We start from the raw sequence: 18,626 nt of genomic DNA on the forward strand, positions 1-18,626 counted from the left end.
CCACCGGTTCATACCAGTGCGCCAGACCCGGCTAGAGTCCGGTCCATGGCCGCTCGACCCAACGCCGGCACCAAGGGGGTCCCCCGCGCCGAGCGCGAGCGCCAGATCCTCGCCGTCGCCTCGGTCGCCTTCGGCACCCACGGCTTCGTCGGCACCAACGTCGCCGACGTCGCGCGCGCCGCGGGCATCTCCAAGCCGCTCGTCTACGCCTACTTCGGGTCGAAGGAGGGGTTGTACGCCGCCTGCCTCGACCGCGCCGGGGAGCTGCTCGGCGACGAGATCGAGCGCGTGGCCCGGGGTGACGTCGTCGGCCTCGAGCGCGGCGTGCGAACGCTCGAGGGCATGTTCGGCGTGCTCGAGGAGCAGCGGCACGTCTGGCGCCTGCTGCACGACCGCAGCGCACCGTCCACGGCCGAGGTGGCCACCGTCGTCGCGGCGCACACCGACCGCATCCACGCCCTCGCCCACGAGGGGGTCAGCGAGCTGCTCGCCCTGGCCGGCGTGCGCGACGCCCTCGACGTCTCCGCCATGACCGCCACCTGGCTCGGCATCGTCGACTCGCTCATGGACTGGTGGGTCGCCCACCCCGAGCAGAGCGCGGCCGACATGGTCGAGCGGGTCACCCGCCTCGTCGCCGCCCTGTTCACCGACGCCGCGCGGGCGACGCGATGACGACCCGACCGGGCGTCGCGGTGCTCACCGGCTCCTCCAGCGGCATCGGCGCCGAGGCGGCCGTGCAGCTGGGACGTCGCGGCTGGACGGTCTGCCTGCTCGCCCGCCGCGCCGACGAGCTCGCCGTCGTCGCCCAGCGGGTCCGCGAGGCCGGCGGCACGGCGCACGTGCACCCGGTGGACCTCACCGACGACGCCGACGTCCGGTCGGTCGTCGACACGCTGCTCGCCGAGCACCCGCGCATCGACGTGCTCGTCAACAACGCCGCCCGCTCCATCCGGCGCCCGATCCGCGAGTCCGTCGACCGGCTGCACGACTACGAGCGGACGATGGCGGTCAACTACCTGGGCGCCGTGCGGCTGACGCTCGCGCTGCTGCCCCGCCTGCTCGAGCAGGAGCGGGTCGACGGCTCCCGCGGTCACGTCGTGTTCTCCTCGACGATGTCGACGCAGCTGCCGATCCCGCTCTTCTCGGCGTACCTCGGCAGCAAGGCCGCGCTCGAGTCGTTCGCCCGGTCGCTGCTCGCCGAGCACGGACACGACGGCGTCACGACGACGGTGGTGCACTTCCCGATGGTGCGCACGCCGATGTCCGGCGCGACCGCGATCTACGCGGCGATGCCGATGATGAGCCCGGAGAGGGCGGGCGGCTGGCTCGTCCGCGCGGCGCTCGACCGACCCACCCGGGTCACCAGCCTCGGCGGCGCCGTGTCGCAGGCCGGCATGTCCGTGCTCCCGGGCGTGCTCACCAAGGTGGTCACGCCCGGCATCCGCCGCATGGACGGTCGACTCGCGCGACGCTCGCGCGAGGCCTGAGCCGCGCGGTCAGCGATCGTCGGAGCGTCGGGCGCCCGGCCCGACCACACCGGCCTGCTCGAGGGCGCGCAGCACCAGCCCAGCGCCGACCACAGCGGCACCGAGCGCGACGAGCACGGTCGAGGCGACCGTCACGCACGAGAGCACGAGCGAGGCGCCGCGACCTCCCGAGAAGCCGTCGGGGACGAGGAGCTGCAGCACCAGGGGGATCGCCGCGCCCGTGACCAGCAGCACCACCCCTCCGACGAGGATCGAGCGGGCCTCGACGTACGGGGGCGTCATCGCGTCTCCTGACCGGTTCCGGACCGCCCAGGAACCTGCGCGCAGCCTAGCGGCGGGAGTAGCATCCTCGGCAGACCTCACCACCCCCGAGGTCGACCGTCCGCGCGCCGGCCACCCGTACCGACGCCCTCTGCAAGGAGCAACCCATGCCCGATCCCGTCTTCAGCAACCCGCACGAACAGGTCGTGTTCTGCCACGACGAGGCGTCCGGACTGCGCGCCATCATCGGCCTGTACTCCACCGCCCTCGGCCCCGGCCTCGGCGGCACGCGGTTCCACCCGTACGCGAGCGAGGCCGACGCCCTCGCCGACGTGCTGGCCCTCAGCCAGGGCATGGCGTACAAGAACGCCCTTGCCGGCCTGGACCTCGGCGGCGGCAAGGCCGTGATCATCGGCGACCCGCGCACCCAGAAGACCGAGGCCCTCCTGCGCGCCTACGGGCGCATGGTCGAGTCGCTGAACGGTCGCTACTTCACCGCGTGCGACGTCGGCACCTTCAGCCCCGACATGGACGTCATCGCGCGCGAGACGTCGTACGTGACCGGTCGCACCGTCGAGCACGGAGGCGCCGGCGACTCGTCGGTCCTGACCGCGTTCGGGGTCTACCAGGGCATGCGCGCCAGCGCCCAGCACGTGTGGGGCGACGCGTCGCTCGCCGGGCGCACGGTCGGCGTCTCGGGCGTGGGCAAGGTCGGCAGGCACCTCGTCGAGCACCTCGTGGAGGAGGACGCCCAGGTCGTCGTCACCGACGTCGACACCGAGGCGCTGGGGCGCCTGACCGCCCGATTCCCGCAGGTGCGGGTCGTCGGGTCCACCGACGAGCTCGTGCGCGAGCAGCTCGACGTCTACGCCCCCTGTGCGCTCGGCCGCGCGCTGGGCGACGACGTCGTCGACGTGCTGAGCGCCAAGGTCGTGTGCGGCGGCGCGAACAACCAGCTCGCCCACGAGGGCACCGCGAAGCTGCTCACCGAGCGCGGCATCACCTACGCCCCCGACTACTGCGTCAACGCCGGTGGCGTCATCCAGGTGGCCGACGAGCTCGACCCGCAGGGCTTCAGCTTCGAGCGGGCCCAGGCGCGCGCCACCGGCATCTTCGACACGACGCTCGCGGTGCTGGAGCGGGCGGCCAGCGAGCACCTCACGACGGCCGAGGCAGCGGACCGCCAGGCCGAGCAGCGCATGCGGGAGGTCGGCGGCCTCGGTCGCATCCACCTGCCGCGCTGACTCAGGACGACGCCGCGCCCGGGTCCTGGGCGTCCACCGCCTCGACCATGGCGCCCAGGAACCGGCGGACGACGTCCATCTCCGCGTCGCTGAACTCCGCCGCCGCCGACGTCATCGCGGCAGCGACCGGACCGAACATGTCTCGTGCCGTCGCACCCGCCGACGCGGTCATCGCCAGGCTGACCCGACGCCGGTCGGTGGCGTCGTGCGTGCGCTCGACGTGCCCGGACCGCTCCAGACGGTCGACGAGCGTGGTCGTGGCGGACGGGCTGAGCATGAGCTCGCGGGCGAGCACGCCCGGCGAGAGCGGGTCGCGCCCCTCCTCGCGCGCGCGGGCCAGCACGAGCAGGGCCGACAGGTCGGACCGGTGGAGGCCGCGCGCGGCCCCGGCGCGGTCGGCGTAGCGCGACGAGCGCTCCGAGAGGTCGCGGACCAGCCGGACGACCTCGGCGACGACCTCGCCCCGGACGTCGTCGAGGGGTCCGCGTGGCGTGCTCATGCTGACCACCATATCCTTCGATCATGGAACGTTTCGATCATCGAACCTTTGTCCTGGCTCGGCTCGTCGGGCGCAGGAGGTCCGTGGCCGTGCTGCTGCTCGGCCTGCTGCTCGCAGCAGCCGTGCTCATTCTCGCCCCCGGGCCGGAGCAGGGCTCCGACGCCTCCGTGAACCTGCCGGACTCGGCCGACTCGGCCCAGGCCCAGGCGCGTCTCTCCGCCGTGCCCGGAGGTGACGACGCACCCGCGATCGTCGTCGTCGCGCGTGGTGGTGACCGCCTGACGGGCGCCGACCTGGCGGCCCTCGACCGGCTGCGGACGACCCTCGCCCGGGCCCTCGGGACCACCGTCGCCGGCCCGGTCCCGTCGTCCGACGGATCCGTCGCCCTGCTCACGGTCCCGCTGCGGGGCGACGTCAGCACCGAGCAGAACGCGGACCGGATCGAGACGCTGCGGTCCGCCGTCGATCGCGGCCTGCCCGACGGGGTCGACGCCGAGGTGACCGGCGCGCCAGCGGTCCAGGCCGACCTCGGTGCCGTCTTCGAGGGCGCCGACGTCCGGCTCCTGCTCGTCACCGCCGCCGTCGTGGCCCTGCTGCTCGTCGTCACCTACCGCAGCCCGCTGCTCTGGCTCGTCCCCCTCGCCGTCGTCGGGCTCGGTGACCGCGTGGCCGCGAAGGTCGTGGAGGCGATCTCCCACTGGGCCCAGCTGCCGATCGACGGCTCCACCACCGGCATCACGTCCGTCCTCGTGTTCGGAGCAGGCACCAACTACGCGCTGCTGCTCATCGCCCGCTACCGCGAGGAGCTGCGCCGCCACGAGGACCGTCGCGAGGCGATGCGCCAGGCCGTCGGTGCCGCAGGCCCGGCCATCCTCTCCAGCTCCGGCACCGTCGTGCTCGGGCTCCTCGCCCTGCTGCTCGCCGACGCCCCCTTCGTCAACCGGATCGGGCTCGCCGGGGCAGCCGGGATCGTCGTCGCCGTCCTGTTCGCCCTCGTGGTGCTCCCGGCGGCCATGTCGATCCCCGGACGGTGGCTCTTCTGGCCGTTCGTGCCTCGCGTCGGCGACCCCGACCCCACCGAGCGCGGCCTGTGGCGCCGCGTCGGTCGGCGCGTCACCCGCCGCCCCGCACTCGTGACCGTGGGCGGCCTGGTGGTGCTCGCGCTCATGGCCCTCGGGACGCTCGGCCTGCGCACCGGGCTGGGTCAGGACGAGCAGTTCCTCGACACGCCGGAGTCGATCACCGCCCAGCAGACGCTCGCGTCGGCGTTCCCTGCGGGCGCCTCCTCCCCGACCACCGTCGTCACGAGCCCGCGGCTCGCCGAGCAGGTCGCGCGTGCAGCCGCGGACGTCCCGGACGTGCAGTCCGCCGACGTCGGTCGCCCGAGTGCGACCGTGGCGCCGGTGAGCGTCGTGCTGTCCGACCCGCCGGGCAGCGACGCCGCCCTCGGCACGGTCGAGCGGCTCCGCACCGCCGTGCAGGAGGTCGACCCCGACGCCCTGGTCGGGGGTCAGGACGCGCAGGCCCTCGACGAGGCGACGACGGCGCAACGCGACCGGACGGTGGTCGTGCCCGTGGTCCTCGTCGTCGTGCTCGGCATGCTGCTGCTCCTGCTGCGCTCCGTCGTGGCTGCCGTGCTGCTGGTCGCGACGACGGTGCTGTCGTACGTGTCGGCGCTCGGCGTGGGCTGGCTCGTGTTCGACCACGTCCTCGGCTGGTCGGCGATGGACGTGAGCACCCCGCTGCTGGCGTTCATCTTCCTGGTGGCGCTCGGGGTGGACTACAACATCTTCCTCACCGCGCGGGCACGGGAGGAGATGCGAGCGAGCGGCGACGCCACCTCGTCGGTCGTGACGGCCCTCGGGGTGACGGGCGGCGTGATCACGAGTGCCGGCATCCTGCTCGCCGCCGTCTTCGCGGTGCTCGGCGTGCTCCCGCTGGTGCTGCTCGCGCAGCTGGGAGTCGTCGTCGGCTTCGGCGTGCTCCTCGACACCGTCCTCGTGCGCGGAGTCGTCACGCCCGCTCTCGTGGCCTGGTGCGGACGACGCTTCTGGTGGCCGAGCGCGGTCGCCCGAGCCCCTCGGCGGGCACGCTGACAGCGTGGCGGTCCCACGCACGTGCGAGCCGGTCCGGACCGACGTCCGGACCGGCTCGTCACGTCATCGACCGCCCGCGAACGGACGTCAGGACGTCCGACGGCGCACGGTCACGTCGACCACGCCCGCACAGGTGCGGACGCACGCGAACAGCCGCCCTGACGGACGACCGGGGCAACAGGCCTCAGCTGGCCGCTTCGTCCCCGTACTTCCTCGCGAGATCGGCGTACTGGTCCGGGATCGGGTCACCCGAGTCCTGGTGGAGTTCCTGTTGCAGATCGTCGAAGTCCGGATCGAAGGTCCGGTACTTCAGGTCGCGTGCGACCTTGGTCTGCTTTGCCTTTGCACGGCCGCGCCCCATGGGTCCGACCCCCTCGCAGAGAAATCGTCAGTATGTCGTGGTGCCTACCCTACCGAACAATCTCGAACGCGCTGGCAGCGGGGCCACGAGTCACGCGTGTCGGTTCTCCAGCGTGACCGTCCCGCCGGGGCCGTGCACGCCGGCCTCGGCCACCTCTCCCGCGACCCACGCCTCGACGCCGTGCTCGCCCAGCAGCCGCACGGCCGCGTCGGCGTCGTCGGGATCGACGAGGGCGACCATGCCGACGCCGATGTTCAGCGCCTCCTCCAGGTCGCGCTGGGAGACGTCGCCGAGGTCGGACACGAGGTCGAAGATCGCGGGGCGCGTCCAGGTGCCGCGGTCGACCCGCACGGACACGGTGTCGGGGACGACGCGCTCGAGGTTGGCCGCGAGTCCGCCGCCGGTGACGTGCGACATCGCGTGCGTCCGGGTGCGACGGACGAGGTCGAGGCAGGGCAGCGTGTACAGGCGGGTGGGCGTCAGGAGTGCCTCGCCGAGGGTCGCGCCGAGCTCGGGCACGTGACGGTCGAGCGACCACTGCGCCTGCCCGAAGAACACGTGCCGTGCGAGGGAGTAGCCGTTGGAGTGCAGACCCGAGGAGGCCATGGCCACGACGACGTCGCCGGGGCGGACCAGCTCGGCGCCGATCAGCGCGTCGGCCTCGACGACGCCGGTCGTGGAGCCGGCCACGTCGTACTCGTCGGGGTGCAGCAGCCCGGGGTGCTCGGCGGTCTCGCCGCCCAGCAGCGCGGTCCCGGCCTCCGCGCACGCCTGCGCGATGCCCTTGACGACCGCCGCGATGCGCTCGGGGACGACCTTCCCGCACGCGATGTAGTCGGTCATGAACAGCGGCTCGGCACCGCAGACGACGAGGTCGTCGACGAGCATGCCGACGAGGTCGTACCCGATGGTGTCGTGCACGTCCATGCGCTGCGCGATCTGCACCTTCGTGCCGACACCGTCGGCCGACGTCGCGAGCAGGGGGCGGCGGTAGTCCTTCAGCGCCGTGGCGTCGAACAGGCCCGCGAACCCGCCGATGCCGCCGACGACCTCGGGACGGCGGGCCTTGTCGACCCACTCCTTCATGAGCTCGACGGCGCGGTCGCCGGCCTCGATGGACACGCCGGAGGCGGCGTAGGCGCTCGGCTGCTGCGTGCTGGTCACTGGATCACCTTCAGAGGCTTCGCGTCGGTCTCGAGCAGGTGCTTGCCGATCAGGTCGTCCTCGGGCAGCGGGACCGGGTAGATGCCGTCGAAGCAGGCGCGACAGAGCTTCTCCTTGGGCACGTTCGTGGCCTCGACGAGCTGGTCGAGCTCGACGTAGGCGAGGGAGTCGGCGTCGATCGAGCGGCAGATCTCCTCCACGCTGATGCCGTTGGCGATGAGCTCGGCGCGCGAGGCGAAGTCGATGCCGTAGAAGCACGGCCACTTGACCGGCGGGCTCGAGATGCGCACGTGCACCTCCGCCGCACCCGACTCGCGCAGCATCCGCACGAGCGCGCGCTGCGTGTTGCCGCGCACGATCGAGTCGTCGACGACCACGAGGCGCTTGCCGGCGATGACGTCGCGCAGCGGGTTGAGCTTGAGCCGGATGCCGAGCTGCCGGATGGTCTGGGAGGGCTGGATGAACGTGCGCCCCACGTAGGAGTTCTTGACCAGGCCGTGCCCGAACGGGATCCCGCTCTCCTCGGCGTAGCCGATGGCGGCCGGCGTGCCCGACTCCGGCACGGGGATGACGAGGTCGGCGTCGACCGGGTGCTCGCGCGCCAGACGTCGGCCGATCTCCGCCCGCACCGTGAAGACGCGCTGGTCGGAGATGGTGGTGTCGGGGCGGGCGAGGTAGACGTACTCGAAGATGCAGCCCTTCGGCTCGGCCGGCGAGAACCGCTCGGTGCGCAGCCCGTTCTCGTCGATGGCGATGAACTCGCCCGGCTCGATCTCGCGGATGAAGGAGGCGCCGACGATGTCGAGCGCAGCGGTCTCGCTGGCGACGACCCACCCACGCTCCAGGCGGCCGAGCACGAGCGGGCGGATGCCCTGCGGGTCGCGCGCGGCGTAGAGGGTGTGCTCGTCCATGAACACGAGCGAGAAGGCGCCCCGCAGCTTCGGCAGCACCTCGATCGCGGCCTCCTCCACCGACCGGTCGGGGTAGGCGGCCAGCAGGCTCGCCATGACCGACGTGTCGGTGGTGGCGGTCTCGCCCTTGCCGCGCCGGCCGGGACCGTTCTCGGCCGTCCGCTCCTGCAGCATCGTGACGAGGTCGGCGGTGTTGGTCAGGTTGCCGTTGTGCGCGAGGGCGACGGATCCCTGCGCCGTGGGCCGGAACGTCGGCTGGGCGTTCTGCCACACGCTCGCGCCCGTGGTGCTGTAGCGGGAGTGCCCGATCGCGACCGAGCCCACCAGCGACTCCAGCGTCGACTCGTCGAAGACCTGGGAGACCAGGCCCATGTCCTTGTAGACGAGGATCTGCTTGCCGTTGCTCACCGCGATGCCCGCCGACTCCTGGCCCCGGTGCTGCAGGGCGTAGAGACCGAAGTAACTGAGCTTCGCGACCTCCTCACCGGGAGCCCACACCCCGAACACGCCACAGGCGTCCTGGGGTCCGACGTCCTGAGGATCGATGTCGTGCGTCAGCCGACCGTCTCCGCGTGCCACTGCACCAGTGTAGGGGCCCGCCAGCGCCCCCGGGACCGCCCTGGGCGTGACGTGGGCGGCGGGGGCTGGTGGTGCGCTGGGGGCGGTGGCCGTGATCGTGCCGGTGCGCGGCCGCAGGGGGTCTCGTCCTGCTGGTGCGCTGCCGTAGGGGGTCTCGTCCTGGTGCTGCGCTGCCTCAGCTTGCGCTGGGGGCGGCTTCCGAGAGGGCCTCGACCGGGCGGCTGGCGGCGGCGCCGGGCTGGGGTCTCGGACTGTAGCCCGCGTCGGACGCAAGGATCTGCGTTCGTGCGTGGGACTCCAAGGTTTCTGCGTTTCCTACCGGATCCCGTCACCAACGCAGAAGCGTTCGACCTCCCGCGCGTGGATGAAGAATCGTGGGTGCCCTTTGCGGTGGGGGGACGCGAGATTCTCCCTTCTCGTGGACCGTTCCACGCGAAGGAAGAATCCCTACCGCGCCCCGCCCGCCATCGGTGGCGCGAAAACGCAGAAACGAAGAATCGTGCCTCACCCACAGGCCCAAGCCAGGCCCCGAGACCCGGAACCAGCCCCAGGCCCGCTGCCGGTCGAGGCCCTCTCGGAGGCCAGACCCAGCGAAGGCCGAGGCAGCGCACCAGCAAGGTCACGACGACCGCAGGCAACGCAGCAGCAGGGCGAGACCCCCGGCGGCAGCGCACCAGCAACACCACGACCCCCGCACCACCCAGCCCAAGCCCACCCACGCACCCGCCAGGAGGCGCCCCAGCCCCCACCGGCCTAGCGTGGACGGATGCTCACCGCTGCTCTCTACGGTGCCGCGACGGCCGTGCCGCTCGTGGGGGGCGCGGCCGTGGGTCTGCGGTGGCGGATCCCGAAGCCGGTGCTCGCGGCGCTGATGGCGTTCGGGGCGGGCACGATGATCGCGGCGGCGTCGGAGGAGCTGTTCGGGCCGGCGTTCACGGAGGTGGGGGCCGGGCTCGCGGGTCTCGGTCTCATCGGGGGCGCGGCGGCGTACGTCGTGCTCAGCCACCTGCTCGACACCCGGCTCGGGACGTCGGCGGTCGGGCTCGGCCTGCTCCTGGGCGCATTCCTCGACGGGGTGCCGGAGAACACCGCGCTCGGGGTGTCGCTGCAGGAGGGCGGACTCGCACTGCTGGTCGCGATCGCCGTCGGCAACACCCCCGAGGCGATCGCCAGCGCCGCCTCCCTGCGCGAGGACCCCGCTCTCGGTCCGCGTCGCGGGCTGCTGCTCTGGGCCGGCGTCGGCGTCCTGCTGACCCTCGTCACGGTCGCCGCGCACGCCGGCAGCGACGTCGTCTCCCCCACGGCGATCGCCGTCGCCCAGGCGGTCGCCGGCGGTGCGACCCTGGCCGTCCTCGCCGACACGCTGCTGCCCGAGGCCTACCGCGACGGCGGCTGGTGGATCGGCCTGTCCACCGCGCTCGGGTTCTGGCTGGCGTTCGTGCTCGGCTGACCCGCCGCGCCTCGTCGTGCGCCCCCCGGACACCTCGGCGACGATGGACGCATGACATCCGACCAGGTCACCGCCGAGCGGCTGATCGCCGCGCCCTCCGACCGGATCTTCGCGATCCTCGCCGACGCGGGACGGCACCAGCTGATCGACGGGTCGGGCACCGTGCAGGGCACGAAGTCCCGGAGCGAGCCGCTCTCGATGGGCTCGACGTTCGGCATGTCGATGAAGATGGGCCTGCCCTACACGACCAAGAACGAGGTCGTGGAGTTCGAGCCGAACCGCCGCATCGCCTGGCGCACCACCGGCCTGTTCGGGATCATCGGCGGACGCACCTGGCGCTACGAGCTCGTCGACCAGGGCACCAGCACCATCGTCCGCGAGACGTGGGACATCAGCCGCGACCGGCAGCGGATCTTCCTGCGTCGCGGGAACCTGCCGCGCACCACCAAGCGCAACATGGAGCGGACGCTCGAACGCCTCGCCGAGGCCGTCGAGCAGGCCTGAGCCGCGCTCGACCCTCTTCCCCGGTGACCGGGGGCCCTCTAGGCTGGCGTGACCCACGCCACAGAGGAGCGCCCGTGCCCGACCTGCCCGACGCCACGTACCTGTCCGACTTCCACCAGCACCGGGCCGAGCACGAGCCCGACGGTCGGTGCTGGACCTACCTCGACCGCACGTGGACGTGGTCGCAGGCCTGGGACGACGTGCGACGCCTCGCCGGCGCCCTGCAGGCCGAGGGCATCACCCGGGGCGACCGGATCGCGTTCCTCGACAAGAACAACCCGGCGATCCTCATGGCGACGCAGGCGTCGTGCCTGCTCGGGTCGGCCAACGCGATCGTCAACTGGCGGCTCGCCGGCGACGAGCTCGACTACGTCATCAACGACGCCGGTGCGCGCATCCTCTTCGTCGGACACGAGCTCGCCCCCACGATCGACCTGATCCGCGACCGGCTCGTGGGGGTCGAGCGGGTCGTGGTGGTGGGCGGCGAGCACGACGAGCTCGACGCGTTCCTCGCGTCGGCCGAGCCGGTCGACCGGCAGCCGGGCGTGGAGCCGTCGGACGTCTGCCTGGTCATGTACAGCTCGGGCACCACGGGACGCCCGAAGGGCGTGATGCTCACGCAGCACAACATGGTGGAGCACACGCGCCACGCGAAGGGCGACGTGGAGTACGGGCCCGACGACACGATGCTCGTCGCGATGCCGATGTTCCACGTCGGCGGCTCGTCCTACGCCCTGTTCGGTCCGGCCACCGGCACGCACGGGTACATCATCCGCGAGGTCGACCCGACGCTCCTCGCCGGCGCGATGGCAGCCGGCGTGACCCACGCGTTCCTCGTGCCGGCCGTCGTGGCGGGTCTGCTGCAGGCCGGCCCGCAGGCGATGCAGCTGTTCAGCCGGCTCAAGGTCTTCTCCTACGGTGCGGCGCCGATGCCCCTGCCGGTCCTGCGCGGCGCGCTCGAGCACTGGCCCACGACCCAGTTCATGCAGGTGTACGGCATGACCGAGATGGGTGGCGTCGTGACGATCCTCGACGACGCCGCGCACCGCGACGAGGCCCACCCCGAGCGGCTCGTCTCGGCCGGCCGGCCCATCCCCGGGGTGGAGCTGCGCGTCGTCGACGTCGCCACCCTGCGCGACGTCGAGCCCGGCCAGGCCGGCGAGCTCTGGTGGCGGACCGAGCAGAGCACCGTCGGGTACCTCGGGCGCCCCGACGCCACCGCCGAGCTCCTCCAGGACGGCGGCTGGCTGCGCTCCGGCGACGTCGGCCGCGTCGACGACGGCGGCTTCGTCTTCATCGAGGACCGGGTGAAGGACATGATCATCACCGGCGGCGAGAACGTGTACTCCCCCGAGGTCGAGCGCGTGCTGGCGGAGCACCCGGCAGTGCTGGAGACCGCCGTGATCGGCGTCCCGGACGACACGTGGGGCGAGTCGGTCAAGGCTGTCGTCGCGTTCCGGCCCGAGCACCAGATCGACCCGCAGGAGCTCATCGACTACGCCCGCGAGCGGCTCGCCCACTACAAGGCGCCGAAGTCGGTCGACGTCGTCGAGGCCCTGCCGCGCAACCCCTCCGGCAAGATCCTCAAGCGCGACCTGCGCAAGGGCTACTGGCCGCAGGGCGGGCGCCAGGTCTGACGGCGCGTCGCGGGCCCCTGGACGCAGCAACGGCCCCGACCCTCCAGGGGTGTGGGCCGGGACCGTTGTGGTCCACAGCATACACCGGGTGAACAGGTTCTCGCGCGGTCGGGAAAGTTCTCAGCGGTGTGGACGACGCACCGATCAGGCGTCCGGGTCGGCAGCCTCGGGCACGTCGAGCGGCAGGTGCGGCGAGAGGTCGGACCGCTGGCCCGAGGCCCGGACCCGCGCCCGGTCGGCGGCGGCCTCGGCCCAGGCCACCTGGCCCCGCGCGAGCGCGATCCAGGTCGCTGCGTCCATCTCGACGACGGCCGGCGGTGTCCCTCGCGTGTGGGTGGACCCCTCGATGCACTGCACGGCTGCGTACGGCGGCACGCGCACCTCGACGCTGCGGCCGGGCGCACGGCGCGCCAGCTCGCCCAGGTAGTGCTTGGCGAGCGGCTTGAGCACCTCGCGCGACGCGTCGCCGTCGTCGAGCCGGGCCAGCAGGCCGTCGACGACCTCGGGCGTGAGCCCCACGGTCGGCCGCGCCACCGGCCTCAGGCCTCCAGGATCGGACCGAGCGCCGCCGGCAGCGTCCGCCGCCAGGCGTCGCGCAGGTCGTCGACGTCGATGGTGAACTGGCCCGCCACCTCGAAGGAGCAGCCACCGGTACGGCCCACCGAGGTGAGCGTGACGCCGTGCTCCTGCGCGATCTGGACGACCTCGTCGTGGTGGTGCTCCGGCACGGCCAGGAGCGCGCGGGCGGCGGACTCGCTGAACAGCTGCAGGAACGGGTCGTCGTCGAGCTGCAGCTGCACGCCCACGCCGTGCGCGAACGATCCCTCGGCGAGGGCCATGGCCAGGCCGCCGTCGGAGAGGTCGTGCGCCGACGTCAGCAGGCCCAGACGCCCCGCCTCGCGCACCACGGCGGCCAGGGCCTGCTCGGCGGCGAGGTCGACCGTGGGCGGCAGACCACCGAGGTGGCCGTGCACCGTGTGCGCCCACGCCCCGCCCGAGAGCTCCTCGCGGGTGTCACCGAGGACCAGCAGGTGGTCGCCGTCGCGGGTGAAGCCCTGGCGCACGCGCTGCCGGACGTCCTCGATGACGCCGAGCACGCCGACCACGGGCGTCGGGAGGATCGCGGTCTCGCCGGTCTGGTTGTAGAAGCTGACGTTGCCGCCGGTGACGGGGATGCCGAGCTCGGCGCACGCGTCCTTGAGGCCGTGCGTGGCCTGCTCGAACTGCCACATGACCGCCGGGTCCTCGGGCGAGCCGAAGTTGAGGCAGTCGGTGACCGCGAGCGGCAGCGCACCCGAGACCGCGACGTTGCGGAACGACTCGGCGAGCGCGAGCTGCGCACCGGCGTAGGGGTCGAGCTTGGCGAACCGGCCGTTGCAGTCGGTCGAGACGGCCACGCCCAGGTGGGTGGTCTCGTCGACCCGGACCATGCCCGCGTCCTCGGGCTGCGCGAGCACGGTGTTGCCCTGGACGTAGCGGTCGTACTGGTCGGTGACCCACGACTTGTCGGCGAGGTTCGGGCTCGTGACCACCTGCACGACCTGGCGGCCGAGGTCCTCGCCGGTGCTGGGCCGGGGCAGCTGCTCGGCCGTGTCGGCCTGCAGCGCGTCCTGCCAGTCCGGGCGCGCGTAGGGGCGCTCGTAGGTGGGTCCGTCGTGCGCGACGGACCGCGGCGGCACGTCGACGATCGTCTCGCCGTGCCAGTCGATGACCAGGTGGTCGCCGTCGGTGACCTCGCCGACCACGACGGCCTCGACGTCCCACTTCTGGCAGATCGCCATGAACGCGTCGAGGTGCTCCGGCTCGACGACCGCCATCATGCGCTCCTGGCTCTCGCTCATGAGGATCTCCTCGGGCGAGAGCGACGGGTCGCGCAGCGGGACCGTGTCGAGCTCGACGTGCATGCCGCCGTCGCCGGCGCTGGCCAGCTCGCTCGTGGCGCACGACAGACCCGCCCCGCCGAGGTCCTGGATGCCGTTGACGACCTTGGCCGCGAACAGCTCGAGGGTGCACTCGATGAGCAGCTTCTCCATGAACGGGTCGCCGACCTGGACGCTGGGTCGCTTGGCCGGGCCGTCGGCGTCGAACGTCTCGGACGCCAGCACCGACACGCCGCCGATGCCGTCGCCGCCGGTGCGCGCGCCGTAGAGCACCACCTTGTTGCCGACGCCGGACGCGAACGCGAGGTGGAGGTCCTCGTGGCGCAGGACGCCGACGCAGAGCGCGTTGACGAGCGGGTTGCCGAGGTAGGTGTCGTCGAAGACGACCTCGCCGCCGATGTTGGGCAGGCCGAGGCAGTTGCCGTACCCGCCGACGCCGGCCACGATGCCGGGCAGCACGCGGGAGGTGTCGGGGGCGTCGAGGGGGCCGAAGCGCAGGGGGTCCATGACGGCGACCGGGCGGGCACCCATCGCGAGGATGTCGCGGACGATCCCGCCGACACCGGTGGCGGCGCCCTGGTAGGGCTCCACGTAGGACGGGTGGTTGTGCGACTCGACCTTGAAGGTCACCGCGTAGCCCTGGCCGATGTCGATGACGCCGGCATTCTCGCCGATGCCGGCGAGCGTCTTGCCGAGCGGCGTCTCCTGCGGCAGCTCGCCGAACTTCTTGAGGTGCACCTTGGAGGACTTGTAGGAGCAGTGCTCGCTCCACATGACCGAGTACATGGCGAGCTCGGCGCCGGTGGGGCGACGGCCGAGGATCTCGACGATCCGCTCGTACTCGTCGGGCTTGAGCCCCAGCTCGGCCCACGGGAGCTCGCGCTCGGGCGTCTCCTTCGCGTGGGCGACGGTGTCGAGCTGGCGCGGGCTGTCGGGCAGCGGGGCGTCGGTCACCTGAGAATCCTATCGGCGGGCGTGTCCGTGCCGGTGGACTGTCGGCGCGTCAGGCGGTGACGTCGCCGATGGCGAGCGCCGCGGCCGTGTTCACGACCCACGGCAGGGCGGCGAAACCGACCAGCACGCCGACCACCACGAGCGCGATCACGGAGCCGCGCAGGCTCCGTGGTCGCAGCACCCACAGGGCCACGAGGCAGCCCACCAGCACCACGCTGCTGCCGATCGCGGTCACCAGGACGTAGCGGCCGAGGTCGTCCCCGGTGATGGTCGCGTCGGAGGTCTCCCCGGGCAGGGCCAGGCCCTGCGTGCCGAGGAGGTAGCGGGCAGCCACGGAGAACAGCAGCGTCAGGGTCGTGCCCAGGGCGCCCCCGAGGGCCACGCCCCAGCCGAGGCTGCGCCCCGCGTCGGTCCGTTCCACGCACCCGAGCCTAGACCGTCGCGCCGGCCCCGCCGACCCGTCCCCGGACCTCACCCCCTGGGCGGTAGGTGGGCCGCGGAATGCGGGCCAAAGGTAGGTCGGCCGCGCTACCGGGCCCCGTTGAGGCGCCTCACCTACCGCTGACGGGGCCCGCCGCCCCGAGCCGGAGCCGACGCGTCAGACCAGTCCGAGCACCAGCCACGGCACGACGACGCAGCCCAGCACGCCGACGACGACCGCGGCGAGGCCCCACCAGGCGCGGACGGGCCCGTCCGGCTGGAGGCGCCGCGCGGCGAGTCCCCCGCCCACGACCAGCACGAGACTCACCAGCGCCAGCAGCAGACCGTCGCGACGGACCGACGCCGAGATGGCGTCCGCGGCCGACGCGGGGAGGTCGGGGCCGGTCTCGACGGGCGTCGTGCTCATGAGCAGCATCTGGCCTGCCAGCACGAGCACCAGCGTGCCGGACCCGGCGATGCCGGCGCAGGCAGCCCACGCAGCCGGGCGTCGGACGTCGTGGAGCGGCACGCCGTCACCCTAGTGCGCGAGCACGCGCAGCGTGAACGACGCCGTGCCGCCCTCGTCGAGGCCCTCGGCTGTCCGCACGGCCTTCTTGACCGGAAGCACGTACGCGCGCTGCTGCGCGGACGGGAACACCGACGTGCGCCAGGTGGTCACGCCGACGGTCACCTCGACCCGGACCGAGCCGAAGCCCGCGGCCGTCGGACCGAAGCGCTCCTCCACCTCGTCGGAGACGTCGTCGGGCACGGTCACGAAGTGCCAGGCACCGTCGCGCCACAGCTCGGCGTCGAAGGTCCAGGTCGCGTCGTCCACCCGCTCATGGTGGCGGGAGCGACGGGGTCAGCGCCAGACGCCCCGCTCGTACTGCGGCGGGTACAGGCCCGCGGGCGGGTCGCCGAGCTCGTGGGCGGCGCGCTGGGGCCAGCCCGGCTCGCGCAGGGCGGCACGCGCCAGCAGCACGACGTCGGCGTCACCCCGCTCGAGCACCTCCTCCGCCTGCTGCGGGTCGGTGATCAGGCCCACCGCGCCCACGGGCAGGCCGGAGCCGTCGCGCACCTCGCGCGCGAGCGGCACCTGGTAGCCGGGCCCGACCTGGATGTCGGCGGGCAGCAGGCCGCCGCTGGACACGTCGACGAGGTCCACGCCGTGGTCGGCGAGCTCGCCCGACAGTCGCGCGGTCTCGGCCGACGACCAGCCGCCCTCGAGCCAGTCGGTGCCCGAGAACCGGACCACGAGCGCCTTGTCGTCGGGCCAGACCGCGCGGACCGCGTCGACGACCTCGACGACCAGCCGCGTGCGGTTCTCGAAGGAGCCGCCGTACTCGTCGTCGCGCTGGTTCGACAACGGCGACAGGAACTGGTGCAGCAGGTAGCCGTGCGCGGCGTGCACCTCGACGGCGTCGAACCCGGCGGCGTCGGCCCGGCGGGCGGCGTCGGCGAAGCGCGACGGCAGCTCCCGGACCTCCTCCAGCGACAGCGCGCGGGGCGTGGCGTACCCGGGGAAGGCGACGGCCGACGGCGCGACGGTCTCCCAGCCGCCGTCCTCGACGGGCACGCTGCCCTCGCCGGTGGCGGCGGCACGCGGGTCGGCGAACGGGGCGAAGGTCGACGCCTTGCGTCCTGCGTGCGCGAGCTGGACGCCGATCGGCGTCCCCTGCTCGTGCACGGCCGCGACCACGCGGGCCCACGCCTCCTGCTGGACGTCGTCCCAGAGTCCGGTGTCCTCGGGGCTGATGCGGCCCTCGGGCACCACCGCGGTGGCCTCCGTGAGGAGCAGCCCGAAGCCGCCCGACGCACGGGCGACGAGGTGCGCCAGGTGCCAGTCGGTGGGCACGCCGTCGCGCGCGAAGCACGAGTACTGGCACATCGGCGCCAGCCAGACACGGTTGCGGGCGGTGACGCCGCGGAGGGTGACGGATTCGAGAAGAGCACTCACGTCAGCGGTGCAACGTCCTCGACCGTCCGGATCTTCCCCGCCCGGTCGCCACGCCCGCCCGGCCCGGCAGGACGGCTCAGGGTTCGCTGACCTGGCGGTCGAGCAGGTGTCCCTCGACGTCGTACGTCGCGACGGTGGTGCCGGTCGGCGTCCCGTCGAGCGTGGACGTCTCGTCGGTGATCGTGACCTCCGCCTGCGCCGGGTCGATCGAGGAGGGGTCAGGTCCGTCGACCCCGACCGCCGCGACCGCGCCGCCGACCACCAGGGCCGCGACTCCCGCAGCCACCGCCAGACCTCGTCCGGGGTTGGTGATCTTCTTCATCTCTGATCCTTTCTCCTCGGGTCCTGGCCCCGAGTTCCTTGGGTGTCGCGGGGGGCTCGGCCCCACGTCAGGAAGGCGACGACGAGCGCCGCCACGACGAGCAGCCACACGACCAGCTCGACCGCGCCGTAGCCCACGCTCCCGCCCAGACCCACGAGCCCGAACGGGAGCAGGACCACCACGACGAGCGCGACCGTGAGGACCTGCCTGCGCGTGCTCACGTGCCCGAGAACGCGTAGCGGTACCTGCCGTTGGAGTACGACCGCAGGGAGTTGGCGGGGTACGACGTCTGGATGCAGCCGTACTTGACGACACAGTTCTCGAACCGACCCTGCCGGTAGTGCCGGAAACCGCTGCGAGGCCGGTTGTTGTTCGCGCCTGCGTCGTAGAAGTTCGTCACCTTGCGCACCTGGCCCCGCCAGTACTGGAACCCGTCTACCGACGAGATGCTCCACCCGGTCTTCACGCCGCGGTGGATCCGCTCCGAGGACCGCGTCCAGCACCAGCGCGTCCAGGTGTTGTATCGGTAGGCCGTCTTGCCGACCACCGTCTTCGCCCGGTTCGAGATCGTGACCTTGCGGCAGCCCGACGCCGTGCTCGTGCCACCCGTCCCGCCCCGCTTCGCGAGGGTCGACGGCTCGGTGCCGGCGGAACCGTCGAGCGGCGTCCGCTGCGTCGACAGCGGCCGACCGTCGAGCGTGAACGACTCGTCGAGGAGGTAGTCGCCCTCGGGAGTGTCGACCACCCTCAAGGCGTCGACGGACCGCGTGTCGGCCGGCGGGGCCTGGGCTCCGCCCGGACCCTCGGTCGCTGCAGCCGGTCCCACTGCCAGGGCCAGGGCGCTCGCCGCCGACGACACCATCACCGTCATCGCGCGTCTCTGCATCACGTCTCCTCCGG

21 protein-coding genes are annotated in these 18,626 nt (G+C 72.9%); 7 read left to right on the top strand and 14 right to left on the bottom strand.

Annotation, left to right across the window (positions count from 1 at the left end):
- Positions 1–45 precede the first annotated feature (45 nt).
- Together NH339_RS03270 and NH339_RS03275 are read left to right on the top strand one after the other, a co-directional pair.
- The gene (locus NH339_RS03270; protein WP_253022464.1) at positions 46–672 is read left to right on the top strand and encodes a TetR/AcrR family transcriptional regulator; all 627 of its coding nucleotides are present in this window, start codon (positions 46–48) and stop codon (positions 670–672) included.
- Positions 669–1,487: an SDR family NAD(P)-dependent oxidoreductase gene (locus NH339_RS03275; RefSeq protein WP_253022466.1), complete on the top strand. Its 819-nt coding sequence runs from the start codon at positions 669–671 to the stop codon at positions 1,485–1,487. Before NH339_RS03270 ends, NH339_RS03275 begins: the two co-directional genes overlap by 4 nt.
- A 9-nt stretch (positions 1,488–1,496) precedes the next feature.
- Here NH339_RS03275 and NH339_RS03280 read toward each other — a convergent pair whose 3' ends face one another.
- Complete coding sequence (locus NH339_RS03280; RefSeq protein ID WP_253022468.1) at positions 1,497–1,769, bottom strand: hypothetical protein; 273 nt, start codon at positions 1,767–1,769, stop codon at positions 1,497–1,499.
- Positions 1,770–1,915: 146 nt separating this feature from the next.
- Between NH339_RS03280 and NH339_RS03285 the strand changes: the two genes are divergently transcribed.
- Complete coding sequence (locus NH339_RS03285; protein ID WP_253022470.1) at positions 1,916–2,992, top strand: Glu/Leu/Phe/Val dehydrogenase dimerization domain-containing protein; 1,077 nt, start codon at positions 1,916–1,918, stop codon at positions 2,990–2,992.
- 1 nt (position 2,993) lies between these two features.
- On the opposite strand, the gene NH339_RS03290 is transcribed toward NH339_RS03285, so the two are convergent.
- Positions 2,994–3,491, bottom strand: a complete 498-nt coding sequence (locus tag NH339_RS03290) for a MarR family winged helix-turn-helix transcriptional regulator (RefSeq protein ID WP_253022472.1) — start codon at positions 3,489–3,491, stop codon at positions 2,994–2,996.
- Positions 3,492–3,514: 23 nt separating this feature from the next.
- Here NH339_RS03290 and NH339_RS03295 point away from each other — a divergent pair, with 23 nt between their 5' ends.
- Complete coding sequence (locus NH339_RS03295; RefSeq protein ID WP_253022474.1) at positions 3,515–5,587, top strand: MMPL family transporter; 2,073 nt, start codon at positions 3,515–3,517, stop codon at positions 5,585–5,587.
- 184 nt (positions 5,588–5,771) lie between these two features.
- Here the strand turns inward: NH339_RS03295 and NH339_RS03300 are convergent, their stop codons facing one another.
- From NH339_RS03300 to purF, 3 genes are all read right to left on the bottom strand, one after another.
- Positions 5,772–5,948 carry a DUF3073 family protein gene (locus NH339_RS03300; protein ID WP_083516201.1) on the bottom strand — a complete coding sequence of 59 codons (177 nt, stop codon included), beginning with the start codon at positions 5,946–5,948 and terminating at the stop codon, positions 5,772–5,774.
- Between the two features lie 90 nt (positions 5,949–6,038).
- Positions 6,039–7,112 carry a phosphoribosylformylglycinamidine cyclo-ligase gene (gene purM / locus NH339_RS03305; protein ID WP_253022481.1) on the bottom strand — a complete coding sequence of 358 codons (1,074 nt, stop codon included), beginning with the start codon at positions 7,110–7,112 and terminating at the stop codon, positions 6,039–6,041.
- Complete coding sequence (gene purF / locus NH339_RS03310; RefSeq protein WP_067854285.1) at positions 7,109–8,602, bottom strand: amidophosphoribosyltransferase; 1,494 nt, start codon at positions 8,600–8,602, stop codon at positions 7,109–7,111. Before purF ends, purM begins: the two co-directional genes overlap by 4 nt.
- 766 nt (positions 8,603–9,368) lie before the next feature.
- On the opposite strand from purF, the gene NH339_RS03315 reads away from it, so the two are divergent.
- The 3 genes from NH339_RS03315 to NH339_RS03325 all read left to right on the top strand — a co-directional run bounded on the left by NH339_RS03315 (position 9,369) and on the right by NH339_RS03325 (position 12,193).
- A complete protein-coding gene (locus NH339_RS03315; protein ID WP_253022483.1) occupies positions 9,369–10,052 on the top strand; it encodes a hypothetical protein in 684 nt (227 codons plus the stop codon).
- Positions 10,053–10,103: 51 nt separating this feature from the next.
- The gene (locus tag NH339_RS03320; RefSeq protein WP_253022485.1) at positions 10,104–10,556 is read left to right on the top strand and encodes an SRPBCC family protein; all 453 of its coding nucleotides are present in this window, start codon (positions 10,104–10,106) and stop codon (positions 10,554–10,556) included.
- A 74-nt stretch (positions 10,557–10,630) separates the two neighbouring features.
- Positions 10,631–12,193 (top strand): long-chain-fatty-acid--CoA ligase, encoded by a 1,563-nt coding sequence (locus NH339_RS03325; protein ID WP_253022487.1) that lies wholly within the window; start codon positions 10,631–10,633, stop codon positions 12,191–12,193.
- A gap of 144 nt (positions 12,194–12,337) precedes the next feature.
- Here the strand turns inward: NH339_RS03325 and NH339_RS03330 are convergent, their stop codons facing one another.
- The 9 genes from NH339_RS03330 to NH339_RS03370 form a co-directional block, all read right to left on the bottom strand.
- A complete protein-coding gene (locus NH339_RS03330) occupies positions 12,338–12,727 on the bottom strand; it encodes a sterol carrier family protein (RefSeq protein ID WP_253022489.1) in 390 nt (129 codons plus the stop codon).
- Between the two features lie 5 nt (positions 12,728–12,732).
- Complete coding sequence (gene purL, locus NH339_RS03335) at positions 12,733–15,027, bottom strand: phosphoribosylformylglycinamidine synthase subunit PurL (RefSeq protein WP_253022491.1); 2,295 nt, start codon at positions 15,025–15,027, stop codon at positions 12,733–12,735.
- 49 nt (positions 15,028–15,076) lie between these two features.
- Positions 15,077–15,448, bottom strand: coding sequence for a hypothetical protein (locus NH339_RS03340; protein ID WP_253022494.1), 372 nt, complete (start codon positions 15,446–15,448; stop codon positions 15,077–15,079).
- Between the two features lie 177 nt (positions 15,449–15,625).
- Positions 15,626–15,976, bottom strand: coding sequence for a hypothetical protein (locus NH339_RS03345; RefSeq protein WP_253022496.1), 351 nt, complete (start codon positions 15,974–15,976; stop codon positions 15,626–15,628).
- A gap of 9 nt (positions 15,977–15,985) precedes the next feature.
- Entirely contained in the window at positions 15,986–16,282 is a 297-nt protein-coding gene (locus NH339_RS03350) for a DUF1905 domain-containing protein (protein WP_253022498.1), read from the bottom strand.
- Positions 16,283–16,309: 27 nt separating this feature from the next.
- Positions 16,310–17,404 carry an NADH:flavin oxidoreductase/NADH oxidase gene (locus NH339_RS03355; protein ID WP_308207024.1) on the bottom strand — a complete coding sequence of 365 codons (1,095 nt, stop codon included), beginning with the start codon at positions 17,402–17,404 and terminating at the stop codon, positions 16,310–16,312.
- Between the two features lie 76 nt (positions 17,405–17,480).
- Entirely contained in the window at positions 17,481–17,726 is a 246-nt protein-coding gene (locus tag NH339_RS03360) for a hypothetical protein (RefSeq protein ID WP_253022500.1), read from the bottom strand.
- A complete protein-coding gene (locus NH339_RS03365; RefSeq protein ID WP_253022502.1) occupies positions 17,723–17,947 on the bottom strand; it encodes a hypothetical protein in 225 nt (74 codons plus the stop codon). Before NH339_RS03365 ends, NH339_RS03360 begins: the two co-directional genes overlap by 4 nt.
- Entirely contained in the window at positions 17,944–18,612 is a 669-nt protein-coding gene (locus NH339_RS03370) for a hypothetical protein (protein WP_253022504.1), read from the bottom strand. Before NH339_RS03370 ends, NH339_RS03365 begins: the two co-directional genes overlap by 4 nt.
- Between the last annotated feature and the right edge of the window lie 14 nt (positions 18,613–18,626).

Source organism: Aeromicrobium sp. CnD17-E (genome assembly GCF_024124745.1).
Taxonomy (GTDB): Bacteria; Actinomycetota; Actinomycetes; order Propionibacteriales; family Nocardioidaceae; genus Aeromicrobium.